This window comes from Thalassobaculum sp., from assembly GCF_965223715.1.
Classification (GTDB): domain Bacteria; phylum Pseudomonadota; class Alphaproteobacteria; order Thalassobaculales; family Thalassobaculaceae; genus Thalassobaculum.
In genome coordinates this window covers 1,234,579-1,247,214 of the sequence record NZ_OZ245012.1, presented here as the reverse complement: position 1 = coordinate 1,247,214, position 12,636 = coordinate 1,234,579, and the positions used below count along the sequence as shown (strand labels likewise).

The window sequence follows — 12,636 nt, the reverse complement described above, 5'->3', positions numbered from 1 at the left end:
TGAGAGGGAGTGTGGCCCCCACGCAGAGACCTGGGGCGCCACGGCAACGTTAGGAAGGAAACCATGTCTGACGACGTGAAGAACGTTATGAAGATGATCGAGGAGCACGACGTTAAGTATGTCGATCTCCGCTTCACGGACCCGCGCGGCGCGGTCCAGCACGTCACCCAGCACGTGCGCACGATCGATGAGGAGAGCCTGGTCGACGGTTTCATGTTCGACGGCTCGTCCATTGCCGGCTGGAAGGCGATCAACGAGTCCGACATGGGCCTGAAGCCGGACCTCGCCACCGCGGTGATGGATCCGTTCTTCGCGCAGCCGACCCTGGCCATCACCTGCGACATCGTCGAGCCGTCGACCGGTCAGCCCTATGAGCGCGACCCGCGCTCGACCGCCAAGGCCGCCGTCAAGTACATGGACAGCCTGGGCATCGGCGACACCGCGTTCTTCGGTCCGGAAGCCGAGTTCTTCATCTTCGACGACGTGAAGATCGAAGTCTCGATGAACAAGGGCTACTACGAGGTCGACAACGAGGAAGGCCCGTACAACTCCTCGCGCGAGTACGAGGAAGGCAACCTGGCGCACCGTCCGGGCGTCAAGGGCGGCTACTTCCCGGTCCCGCCGGTCGACAGCGGCCAGGACATCCGCTCCGAGATGCTCTCGGTGATGGACGAGATGGGCGTGAAGGTCGAGAAGCACCACCACGAGGTCGCCCCGTCCCAGCACGAGCTGGGCATGGAGTTCGGCACCCTGGTGCAGACCGCCGACCACATGCAGATCTACAAGTACGTGGTGAAGCAGGTCGCCGCCGCCTACGGCAAGACCGCGACGTTCATGCCGAAGCCGATCACCGGCGACAACGGCTCGGGCATGCACGTGCACCAGTCGATCTGGAAGGACGGCAAGCCGATGTTCGCGGGTTCGGGCTATGCCGACCTGTCCGACATGGCGCTGTACTACATCGGCGGCATCATCAAGCATGCCCGTGCGATCAACGCCTTCACCAACTCGACGACCAACAGCTACAAGCGCCTGATCCCGGGCTTCGAGGCTCCGGTGCTGCTGGCCTACTCGTCGCGCAACCGCTCGGCCTCCTGCCGTATCCCGCACGTGAACAGCCCGAAGGGCAAGCGCGTCGAGGTCCGGTTCCCGGATCCGGCCGGCAACCCCTACCTGTCCTTCGCGGCCATGCTGATGGCCGGCCTGGACGGCATCCAGAACAAGATCCATCCGGGCGACCCGATGGACAAGAACCTGTACGACCTGCCGCCGGAAGAGCTGTCGGACATCCCGACCGTCTGCGGCTCGCTGCGTGAGGCGCTGGAGAACCTGGACAAGGACCGCGCGTTCCTGACCCAGGGCGGCGTGTTCACCGACGACCAGATCGACGGCTTCATCGAGCTGAAGATGGAGGAGGTGTACCGCTTCGAGCACACCCCGCATCCGGTCGAGTTCGACATGTACTACTCGAACTGATCAGGCATCCGGCCTCCGGGCCGGGACCGATCCTGCAGCGGGCCGTCCTTCGGGGCGGCCCGTTTGCATTTCAATGACGCGGTATCTTTCGCGAGCAGAAATTTAACGGTGCCCAATAAATCGAATTACCACTTCGTATTCCATTGCCCGGAGATTGCTAACTTCATCACGAAGAGAAATCTTGCTAAAAAATGGTATGTTAAAACTTCCATCTGAACGGGGTGAATCGGCAATCCAGAACTCAACTGTCCATCGGCGGGAGCGATCATCATGGACCGAGCGCAATTGCTCTTCCACTTTATCACCGGCCTCAACTTGCACTAGCGCGAATAAGTTATCCCAAGCGCCAGGAAATCTCTTAAAGTTTTGAGCAGAATTTGATCCCTGCTTAAAAAAATGACTTAAAATATTTGATCTTCTGGAGCTCTTTTTTACATGAATAAATCTTTTTCCAGCGACATCAAGTAAATCACAAGGCTCGAACTCTGAACGCTGGATCTCTGGGACAGAAATATTTTTTGCGTCAAGCAAAACATAGCCATACTCCATCGCTCGCTCTGCATTATAGCTTGCTTCCGTCTGATAGTGTCCCTCTCGGCCACCTGGTATGAATATCTTTCTAAGAGGTACAGGATCCTGCTCCCAGGTCCTGACGAGATCTCGATAATTAGATTCGATAGATCTCTTAAATTCTTCGTCAATTCTATACCACTCTCCTTCGTTAATCGCGTATCGACCGCCATCATAAACGAGAGAGCCTACGAGTGCCTTTCGGATGGTCCAATTTTGGTCCGGTCGGCTACTGTCCAAGAATTCAGCCGAAATCCTATGATCCCGAAGCGTGTCAGGTTCGATATCGGAAATTCGACCCCCCATAGCTTCAACATAATTTTTCAAGAGAAGATCTGGAAATCGACCTTTAAGACCAGGTCCTAAAAACTTAAATGTAATACCGTCATCATCATACCGTGTCGGCAACCCTAGTTCAAATTCTTCCATTCCATTTTTTATGCTCTCAGTTGTTAGAAAGTCTAAATAATTTGACAGCCGCTTGTCGCTAACAGGCATCACGACATCCAATATCTCGAAACTGGTTTCGCGATATTGAGTTGAATTAAAGTACTCTAACGCCTCTGCGGCAATATTTGGGAGATCTCCTATTCCATAATCACCTACTACCTTAAGTGAGCTTGCGCCGGTCATCGCATCCGAAGACGCTGAATCACGAGTACTACCGCTCACTTTCCTGACAAGATCGAGTACATCATCCAGTCCGAACGAACGAAAATCTCTTTGAAATGGTGATTGAGAAACACCCCTCATGGCATCACCCAAATTGGCGCGCTCTAGTCGCTTAAGTTTGTGGTCATCCAGCGCATTAATAGCCGCACGTATACCGAAGTCTCCCTCAAATTTTTCATCATCTAAATACATCCAGCCGTGCGCAAAACTAGCAGCGAACATTCTGTCCGATGCCCTGAACAAAAGAACTGCACAAACGGACTTGGTTTTTATATTTTCAGGTACAGGAAATGTTGACCTTAGTTCTTTTAACCACGCAGGTGGTGCATCGGGTCGATCAAAAATAAACAGACATGCTCCGTCAGCAAACCCTTGTTCTTCCAGAATATGAACACCACTCGTCCTGATTCTATCCTGCCCGGCCTCAGTGAATGCGGTTACAAACTTATTCACTTCGGGCTTTGCGAGATGCAGCGTAAACGACCGCTTTGCCATATAGCCTCCCCGGCTGAATAAACTTGCCAGATTAGCGTAGGAAGAAGACAGAAATAATCTCAATAATTGTTTTTGTGATTAATCTCTCATAAATTTTTATGCTATTCGCCCTCCTCCTCGCCGCCGTCGCCGCGCTCGTCATCCTTGGTACCGGGCCGGGGCCGCGATATGCGTGTGCCGCCGCCACCGGCGGGCGGGGCATAGGCCTCCGGGGCATCCCGGTCGCCGTTCGGATCGGCCCCCGGCCCGCCCTCGCTCTCGGGGACCGTCTCCACATAGACCGACCGGCTCGGGAAGGCGAAGCCGGCGTCGGCCCCTTCCACCACCGTCTTGATGTGGTAGGCGAAGCGTTCCCGGATCTCCAGCCACTCGCCCCAGTCGGTGGTCTTGGTGAAGCAGTAGACCAGGATCTCGATCGCGCTGTCGGAGAAGTCGTTCACCCGCACGAACAGGCTGCCCCGTTCCGGCTGGACGAACTCGTCATTGCCGACCAGATAGGCCTCGATCCCGTCGCGGATCGCGCGGAGCTGGTCGATGGAGGTGCGGTACTCGACCGCGATGCTCCAGTAGATCCGCCGCTCGGTCATGCGCGAGTAGTTGGTCAGCGCATTGTCCGACAGCTTGGTGTTCGGCACGTAGACCGGCGACAGGTCGAACCGCCGCACGGAGGTGGAGCGGAAGCCGATCTCCATGACCGTGCCCTCGATCACACCCTCCACCTCGATCCAGTCGCCGTTCTCGAACCGGCGCTCGGCTAGGATCAGGATGCCGGCGATCAGGTTCTTGAACAGGTCCTGGGCGCCCAACGCCACCGCGACGCCGACCAGGCCGAGCCCGGCCAGAAGCCCGACCACGTTGACGCCCCAGACCTCCAGCACCGCCGTGCCGCCGAGGAACAGCAGCACCACCTTGGTCGACTTCGCCAGCCAGTCGACCAGCGGCCCGCCGAGCCGCTGGCGCAGGCCGGTGCTGAGCTGCACGAACGGATCGACCGCCCGGTACAGCGCCCAGAACAGCATCACCACCAGCAGCGCGCGCGCCAGGTTGCCCACGACCCAGCGCAACGTCGTGTCCGGTTCCAGATACTGGTAGGCGATCAGGGCGCCGATGATCGGCGGCAGCAGCCGCAACGGCGCCTTCACCGCGTCGAGCAGCCGCCGGTAATGGACCGTGCGCCCATCCTCGGCGACCGTGACCACGGTCTTGGAGATGACCCTGGCGAGGATGCCGGGCAGGACCAGGCAGAGCAGCAGGATCGCGAGGCCGGCGGCGATGAGCCCGGTATTGAGGCCGAAGATCTCGCCCTGCCAGAGCTGCGCGGACTCCGCCCACAGGGAACGCAGGGCGGACTCGATGTCGTCAAAGGTCATGCGAAGGCCGGTCGTCGGATCAAGCGTGTCATTGTGCCAGCCGCCCCCAAGTCCCGGCGCCCGGTATCTTGGGAACGCAGCGACCCGGAAGGTGGTTCCCGACGCTCAGCCGACCGGCCGCTTCTTCCCCGCCTCGTCGATCGCCACGTAGGTGAAGCGGCCTTCGGTGACCAGCAGCCGCTCCTCGCGCTCCTGGAACCAGCGGATCTTCCACGCCTCGATCGCCACGGTGATGGAGGTGCGGCCGACCTTCTCGATATCGCCGTAGCAGCACAGCACGTCGCCGACCCCGACCGGACGGATGAAGGTCATCGCCTCGATCCCGACGGTGGCCACCCGGCCATGGGCGCGATGGGCGGCGGCGAGCCCGCCGGCGATGTCCATCTGGCTCAGCACCCAGCCGCCGAAGATGTCCCCGTTCGGGTTTGTGTCGGCCGGCATGGCGATGGTACGGATCTGCATCTCGCCGCGTGGCTGGCGGCCGGTTTCGGTTTCCATCACGCTTCCCTTTCCGGGGTGAACCGCACTATATCTTGCGCTCGCCCTGAGGGCGGCTACACGATAGACTAACGCGTTATCGCTCCACTCGCACCGTCGGATCCCATGTCAGACCTGTTCGCAAGCAACGCCGCGGCCGACACTTCGGGCTATTCCGCCAAGGATATCGAGGTCCTTGAGGGTCTGGAGCCGGTACGCCGCCGCCCGGGCATGTATATCGGCGGCACCGACGAGCGGGCGCTGCACCACCTGGTCGCCGAGGTGCTGGACAATTCCATGGACGAGGCCGTGGCCGGCTTCGCCTCGCGGATCGAGATCGAACTCTCCGCCGACCAGACCGTCACCATCCGCGACAACGGCCGCGGCATCCCGGTCGACCCGCATCCCCGCTTCCCGGACAAGTCGGCGCTGGAGGTGATCCTCACCACCTTGCATGCCGGCGGCAAGTTCTCCGACAAGGTCTATGCGACCGCCGGCGGCCTGCACGGCGTCGGCATTTCGGTGGTGAACGCCCTGTCCGATCGGCTGGAGGTCGAGGTCGCCCGGGACAAGCGGCTCTACGCCCAGCATTTCTCCCGCGGCATTCCCCAGGGCGGCCTGGAGACCGTGGGGGCGGCCCCGAACCGGCGCGGCACCACCGTGCGCTTCCATCCAGACGCCGAGATCTTCGGCGGCAGCCTGAAGTTCCGGCCGGCCACCCTGTTCAAGATGGCCCGCTCCAAGGCCTATCTGTTCAAGGGCGTGGAGATCCGCTGGAAATGCGATCCGGCGATGCTGCGCGAGGGCGACGCCACGCCGGCGGAAGCCACCCTGCACTACCCGGGCGGCCTCGCCGACTTCCTGGCCACCGCCATGGAGGACCGCCGCACCGTCGCCACCCAGCCTTTCACCGGCGACGTGGAAGCCGCCGGCGAGCAGGGCCGCGTGGAATGGGCGGTAACCTGGCCCGACGACCAGGACGACGGCTTCCTGCACGCCTATTGCAACACCATCCCCACGCCCATGGGCGGCACCCATGAGGCCGGGCTGCGCACCGCCCTGGCGCGCGGCATCAAGGCCTATGGCGAGCTGGTGAACAACAAGAAGGCGGCGCAGATCACCGCCGAGGATGTGATGGCCGGCGCCTGCGTCATGCTCAGCGTCTTCATCCGCGAGCCGGCCTTCCAGGGCCAGACCAAGGACAAGCTCGCCAGCCCGCACGCCACCAAGCTGGTCGACCAAGCGGTGAAGGATCATTTCGACCACTGGCTCTCCGGCGATCCGGACACCGCCAACCGCCTGCTGGAGCACCTGATCGAGCGCGCCGAGGACCGGCTGCGCCGCCGCCAGCAGAAGGAGGTCAGCCGCAAGACCGCCACCCGCAAGCTGCGCCTGCCCGGCAAGCTCGCCGACTGTTCGCGCTCCGACAACGAGGGCACCGAGATCTTCCTCGTCGAGGGTGACAGCGCCGGCGGCTCCGCCAAGCAGGCCCGCAACCGGGCGACCCAGGCGGTGCTGCCCCTGCGCGGGAAGATCCTGAACGTGGCCAGCGCCTCGGTGGAGAAGCTGCGGGCCAACCAGGAGCTCAGCGACCTGCTGCTGGCGCTGGGCTGCGGCTCTGGCTCCTCCTACAAGCAGGACGCGCTGCGCTACGAGAAGGTCATCATCATGACCGACGCCGATGTCGACGGCGCCCATATCGCCTCCCTGCTGATGACGTTCTTCTATCGCGAGATGCCGCGGCTGATCGCCGACGGCCATCTCTACCTCGCCATGCCGCCGCTCTACCGACTGGTCCAGGGCGGCAAGACCGTCTACGCCCGCGACGACGCCCATCGCGAGGAACTGATGAAGACCGAGTTCAACGCCCGCGGAAAGGTCGAGATCAGCCGCTTCAAGGGTCTGGGCGAGATGCCGCCGGCGCAGCTCAAGGAAACCACCATGGATCCGAAGTCGCGCCAGCTCCTGCGGGTGAAGATCCCGCCGAGCGGCGGCCCGGAGCTGATGGTCGAGCCGGAGCTGGAGAGCGAGACGGTCCGCACCCGCGACATGGTCGAGACCCTGATGGGCAAGAAGGCGGAGAAGCGCTTCGACTTCATCCAGGCGAACGCGAAGTTCGTGCTCGAGGTGGATGTCTGAGCCGGCAGCGCTCGAGAGGGTCCGGATCGGTTTTACGTCAGTGGCTTGATCCTGATTTGCATCAGGATGACGGTTGGTGGATCGCGGTGCTGGATCTGACCATCTGGGCCTGACATCGGCAGCTCTCAGGCATCGATTCCTGTTCCCTCTTCCCGTCATCCTGATGCACATCAGGATCATGCCGCGCCTTGGAAGCGCGTTCACGCGCCGGCCTCGGAAACGCAAAACGCCCGGAAACCCGGGCGCTGCTGGATTGGCTGGCGGAGGAGCTGCGGGACTGACCCATGCTCCTCCGCCGATGCCGTACGTTACTCCGCCGCGACCGTCGGGCGCGGCTGCAGCGGCGGGGTGACCTCCGCCGGGATCGGGCAGGTGTAGGGCTGCTTAGCCAGCCGGGCCTGGTGGTCCTTCTTGGCGCGGGCCAGCAGCACCTCATCGGTGAACAGCTTGCGGGCGAGCGCGCCCATGGCCGCCCCGGCATAGGTCATGCCTTTGTGGGCCGCCGGCGCCTTGCCCTGGGCGGTGATCTGCCAGGAATGGCCCGGCGTGCCGATGGCATGGGTCGCGACCCGGGCCTGCACGGTCGGCACCGCCCAGGACACGTCTGCCACGTCCGTGGACCCCATCATGCCGTCACCCTTCAGGTCGCGATGGACCACATAGTCGCAGAGCGGCTCGTTCTCCCGCGGCTCGATGCCGAAGCGGCGGTAGCTCGCCAGGATGTCGCCCTGGCTCAGGGTCGCCTGGATTTCGGCGGCATACTTGCGGTCGGCATCGTCGAACGGCACGCCGCCCAACCCGTCCATGACGTCCTGCAGCGCTTCCTCCAGCGGCGTGTTGCCGAGCAGGTTGGAGACGGCGGAGATCACCTGGGAGGAGACCTTTGTCTCGGTCATCAGCGCGGCGCCGTCGGCGACCTTCTTCACCCGCTCGATCAGCGCCATCATGCCCGGCAGGTCGGTGGCGCGCACGGTGTAGCGGATCTTGGCATGGGCCTGGACGACGTTCGGCGCGGTGCCGCCCGCATCCAGATAGGCGTAGTGGATGCGGGCCGAGCTCGGCATGTGCTCGCGCATGTACTGCACGCCGACATTCATCAGTTCCACCGCGTCGAGCGCGCTGCGGCCGAGCTGCGGGGCGGCGGCGGCGTGACTGGCACGGCCGGCGAAGGTGAAGTCAATGCGGGTGTTCGCCAGGCTCTGGGCGTCGTCGACCTTGGTGTGGGTCGCAGGATGCCAGGTGATGGCGGCATCCACGTCCTTGAAGGCGCCGTCGCGCACCATGAAGGCCTTGGCGGCCCCGCCCTCCTCGGCCGGACAGCCGTAATAGCGCACCCGGCCCGGCGTGCCGGTCTCGGCCAGCCAGTCCTTCAGCGCGCAGGCGGCCAGCAGCGCGGCGGAGCCCAGCAGGTTGTGGCCGCAGCCATGGCCGGCGCCGCCGACGGTCAGCGGCTTCGGCTCGGCGATGTTGGCGACCTGGCTCAGCCCCGGCAAGGCGTCGTACTCGCCCAGGATGGCGATCACAGGGCCGCCCTCGCCCGCCTCGCCCATCACCGCGGTCGGGATGCCGGCGACCTCTTCGGTGACCTTGAAGCCCTTCGCCTTCAGCACGGCGGTGTGCTGGGCGCAGGACTCGTACTCGGCATAGAGGGTCTCGGGCATGCCCCACACGGTGTCGGACAGCTCGATCAGGTCCGGGGTGTGGGTGTCGATATGGGTGAGGATCGGTTCGACGTTCTTCATCAGGAAATCCATCCGGTTGGGGCGGCAGGGTTCTGCAGCAGGGTTCGGCGGCGGGCGCAGACGCCAGGGCCCGTCGAAAAGGTCGTCCCCACCGATATAGCCACGCATACCGCCACACGGAAGACGGAGAAATCGCCAGGGACCATGCAGCGCGTGGAACCGATGGCGACCCGGTCAGGCCTGCAGCCAGTCGCGCAGCGCCTCTCCGCAGAGCTCGGGCTTCTCCAGGGCCGGCAGGTGGCCGCAATCCTCCACGATGCGCAGGTCGGCATGGGGGATCGCCGCCGCCATCTCCTCGCTGAGCTCGACCGGGGTGAGCTGGTCGTCGCGGCCGCACATCACCAGAGTCGGCACGGACACGCCCGCCAACTGGTCGCGGCTGTCGTCGCGGCTCAGGATCGCCTTCTGCTGGCGGATGAAGCCGTCCTTGCCGATGCGGGCGGCCATGTCGAAGATCGGCCGCGTCACGCTCTCGTCCTCAAGACGGCTCTTATGCACCAGCATCGGCAGCAGGCGCGGCGTCACCCCTTTGAACTTCCCCTTGTCGGCCAGCTCGATCAGGCCGGTGCGGCGGCGGCGCTGGTCGTCGGAATCCTGGCGCGCCGAGGTGTCCAGCAGGGCCAACCGCTCGACCCGCTGCGGCGCCTGGCGCAGGATCTCCAGGGCCACGTAGCCGCCCATGGACAGGCCGGCCACCGCCAGCTCCCCCTCGGTTTCGGCCAGCACCTGGGCGGCAATGTCTCGGATGTCCTCATGGGCGGTGGTGTCCGGGATCATGATCCGGTCGACCAGATCGTCCAGCATCGGAACCTGCCTGCCCCAGAGTTCGGCGTCGTTCAGCAGGCCGGGGATCAGGACAAGGGTTTCGGCGGGCACGGGCGCTCCAATGCTGAGGTGGGGTTGCCGGTCGAGGTATCGCGGACGGATGATCGGGTCTCAAGGCGTGACCAAACGCTTACAGACAATGAGACCGGGGGGAAACCGACAATGGCCATCGACCGCATCCGATCCGACCACTACCGCATCCCGCTTCCGGTGGTTCTGTCCGACTCCACCCACAAGGAGATCACCCATTTCGAGCTGATCACCACCCGCATCGGCACGACCGACGGGGCGGAGGGGCTCGGTTACACCTATACGGTCGGCTATGGCGGCGGCTCGGTGCACTCGCTGCTGACCCGCGACCTGCCCGACCTGCTGCTCGGCGCCGACGAGACCCGGCTGGAGGGCCTCTGGAAGGAGATGTGGTGGCGGCTGCACTGGGTCGGGCGCGGCGGCTCCGTCGCCTTCGCCATGGCGGCGGTGGACGTGGCCCTGTGGGACATCCTGGGCAAGCGGACTGGCCTCCCGCTCTGGCGCCTGGTGGGCGGAGCGGATCCGACCGTGCCGGTCTATGCCGGCGGCATCGACCTGTTCTTCACCCTGGACGCCCTGCTGGAGCAGACCGCCGGCAATCTCGACGCCGGGTTCGAGGCGATCAAGATGAAGGTCGGCCGCAGGAAGCTCAGCGAGGATGTGGAGCGGGTCGCGGCCATGCGGGACTATCTGGGCGACGGCTTCGCGCTGATGGCGGACGCCAATATGGGCTGGGACCGGCCGCATGCGATCGCCGCCGCGCGGGCACTGGCGCCTTATGATCTTGTCTGGATCGAGGAGCCGCTGGAGCCGGAGGATATCGCCGGATACGCCGAGGTCGCTAGGTTGGGCACGCCGGTCGCCGCCGGGGAGAATTTCCACAATCTGCAGGAGTTCGAGCAGCTCATCGCCGCCGGTGGAGTGCATTACGTGGAGCCGGACCTGGCCTGCCTTGGCGGGATCACCGCCTGGATGAAGGCCGCGCGCATGGCCGAGGCGGCCCATCTGCCGGTGACCTCCCACGGGGTGCACGACCTGCATGTCCACCTGATGGCCGCGGTGCCGAACGCCTCCTATCTGGAGCGCCACGGCTTCGGGCTGGAGCGGTTCATGGAGAACCCGCTGGTCATCGAGAAGGGTCGCGCCGTCGCCCCGGAACGGCCGGGGCATGGCGTGACCCTCAATTTCGACGCGCTGGAGGAGTACCGGGTGAGCTGATCACCAGAGCGGCTTTTCCTCCTGGGTCGAGACATGGGCGGCGACGACCTTCCAGCCGACATCCGGGAACTTCACGAAGGTCTGGCTCTGTCGGCCCGTGCGGCCGTTCGGCATCCGAAACTCCAGATTGGTGGTCGCGAAATCGGTGCCGATCGTCGTGATCACCAGCTTCAGGCGCTCCTGCTTGATGTTGATCCCGGCCGGCCGGCGCACCCGGTGGGCGTGGATCTCGTCGAAGCCGTAGCCGTTCTCGTGCATCGCGTAGCGGATGGTGTGCGGCGAGTTCCAGAAGGTGTTGTCCAGAACGTCCACATCCTTCGACGCCAGGGCGGCCTCGTAGCGCTCGAAGATGTCGGTGATCTCGGCCACGACCTCGGGGAGGTTCACGCGGCGGTCGGGGGCGTCAGTCATGACAGGCTCTCCAAGGCTTGGGCGACGGCGATCAGGGTGGCGTCGGTGCCGGGGCCGCCGACGATCGACAGGCCGATGGGCAGGCCATCCACCTTCGCCCCTGGAATAGACACCTGCGGCCGCCCCGCCAAGCCACCGAACGCGCAGAGGCAGGTGATCTGCTCGCGCAGCGGCGTCTGCTGCGAAATCGTCAGGCCGATGGGCGGCGCCGGGAACGGGGTGGTCGGCAGACACAGGATCGTGCCGGCGGGCAGCAGGGATTTCAGCCGTCCCCGCGCCTCGCGGCGCATCTGGTTGGCCCAGCCAAGCTCGGTCTCGGTGACCGCTGCCCCCTGCATCAGCCCGCGGGCGACGCCGAAGGCCATCCGCGGGTTGGTGTCGAGCCAGTCCTTGAAGGTCTCATAGGCCTCGCGCGGCTGGATCGTGCGCTGAGCCCGGGCCCAGACCGACAAGCCCTGGGGCGCGAGCAGAACGTCCTCGCGCGTGCCGATCAGGTGCGCCAACCGGTCGACCATCGGCGCCAGAGCCTCGGCGACCGCATCCTCGGCGAAGGCGAAAGTGTCGGTGGTGACCAGCAGCCGGGTCGGCAACTCGGACGGGATCGCCTCGCCCAACAGGTGGGCTGAAACCTTGGCGAAGGTGGCGGCGTCCCGGGCGAACCACCCGGTCGTGTCGGAGGTCGGTGCCTGGGGCATCATGCCGTCGACCGGCAGGCGCCCATGGGTCGGTCGGATGCCGTAGAGCCCGCAGAAGCTGGACGGCACGCGGACCGAGCCGCCGGTATCCGTGCCGAGTGCCGTGTCGCACAGCCCGGCCGCCACGGCGGCGGCGGAGCCGGAGGACGATCCGCCCGGCACCCGGCCCGGCGCATTCACGTTGACCGGCGTGCCGTCGAAGGCGCTTTCGCCCAGGATGCCGAGGGAGACCTCGTCGGTGACGGTCTTGCCGACCAGCGTGGCGCCGCCGTCGAGCAGCCGCTGCACCGCCCAGGCGTTGCGGGTCGGGACGGCACGGCCGGTCGGCCAGTCGTGGTTGCCGCCGCCGGTCGGATATCCCGCCACGTCGAACAGGTCCTTGGCGGCGAAGGTCAGCCCCTTGAGGGGGCCCTCCGCTGCCCCATCAACGCGGATATCCGTGCCGGGCACGAAGGCGTCGATCCCGTCTGCCATGCCACTCCCCCTGCTGACTGAAACAACACCGGATCGTATCGG

At 64.5% G+C, this 12,636-nt stretch carries 10 protein-coding genes; 3 read left to right on the top strand and 7 right to left on the bottom strand.

What is annotated here, in order from left to right:
- Positions 1–63: 63 nt before the first annotated feature.
- Positions 64–1,476 (top strand): type I glutamate--ammonia ligase, encoded by a 1,413-nt coding sequence (gene glnA, locus ACOQOP_RS05750; RefSeq protein ID WP_420565368.1) that lies wholly within the window; start codon positions 64–66, stop codon positions 1,474–1,476.
- Between the two features lie 102 nt (positions 1,477–1,578).
- On the opposite strand, the gene ACOQOP_RS05745 is transcribed toward glnA, so the two are convergent.
- The 3 genes from ACOQOP_RS05745 to ACOQOP_RS05735 form a co-directional block, all read right to left on the bottom strand.
- Positions 1,579–3,213: a DUF6119 family protein gene (locus ACOQOP_RS05745; protein WP_420565367.1), complete on the bottom strand. Its 1,635-nt coding sequence runs from the start codon at positions 3,211–3,213 to the stop codon at positions 1,579–1,581.
- Between the two features lie 101 nt (positions 3,214–3,314).
- The gene (locus ACOQOP_RS05740; protein ID WP_420565366.1) at positions 3,315–4,583 is read right to left on the bottom strand and encodes a mechanosensitive ion channel family protein; all 1,269 of its coding nucleotides are present in this window, start codon (positions 4,581–4,583) and stop codon (positions 3,315–3,317) included.
- A 105-nt stretch (positions 4,584–4,688) separates the two neighbouring features.
- A complete protein-coding gene (locus tag ACOQOP_RS05735; RefSeq protein ID WP_420565365.1) occupies positions 4,689–5,081 on the bottom strand; it encodes an acyl-CoA thioesterase in 393 nt (130 codons plus the stop codon).
- 105 nt (positions 5,082–5,186) lie between these two features.
- Here ACOQOP_RS05735 and parE point away from each other — a divergent pair, with 105 nt between their 5' ends.
- On the top strand, positions 5,187–7,199 hold the full coding sequence (parE, locus tag ACOQOP_RS05730; protein ID WP_420565364.1) for a DNA topoisomerase IV subunit B: 2,013 nt from the start codon (positions 5,187–5,189) through the stop codon (positions 7,197–7,199).
- Between the two features lie 308 nt (positions 7,200–7,507).
- On the opposite strand, the gene ACOQOP_RS05725 is transcribed toward parE, so the two are convergent.
- Positions 7,508–8,941, bottom strand: a complete 1,434-nt coding sequence (locus ACOQOP_RS05725) for an amidohydrolase (RefSeq protein WP_420565363.1) — start codon at positions 8,939–8,941, stop codon at positions 7,508–7,510.
- A 174-nt stretch (positions 8,942–9,115) separates the two neighbouring features.
- Positions 9,116–9,817, bottom strand: coding sequence for an alpha/beta fold hydrolase (locus ACOQOP_RS05720; RefSeq protein WP_420565362.1), 702 nt, complete (start codon positions 9,815–9,817; stop codon positions 9,116–9,118).
- A gap of 111 nt (positions 9,818–9,928) precedes the next feature.
- Here ACOQOP_RS05720 and ACOQOP_RS05715 point away from each other — a divergent pair, with 111 nt between their 5' ends.
- Positions 9,929–11,014 carry a mandelate racemase/muconate lactonizing enzyme family protein gene (locus ACOQOP_RS05715; RefSeq protein ID WP_420565361.1) on the top strand — a complete coding sequence of 362 codons (1,086 nt, stop codon included), beginning with the start codon at positions 9,929–9,931 and terminating at the stop codon, positions 11,012–11,014.
- Here ACOQOP_RS05715 and hpxZ read toward each other — a convergent pair whose 3' ends face one another.
- Entirely contained in the window at positions 11,015–11,425 is a 411-nt protein-coding gene (gene hpxZ / locus ACOQOP_RS05710) for an oxalurate catabolism protein HpxZ (protein ID WP_420565360.1), read from the bottom strand.
- Positions 11,422–12,594, bottom strand: coding sequence for an amidase (locus tag ACOQOP_RS05705; protein ID WP_420565359.1), 1,173 nt, complete (start codon positions 12,592–12,594; stop codon positions 11,422–11,424). Before ACOQOP_RS05705 ends, hpxZ begins: the two co-directional genes overlap by 4 nt.
- Positions 12,595–12,636 lie beyond the last annotated feature (42 nt).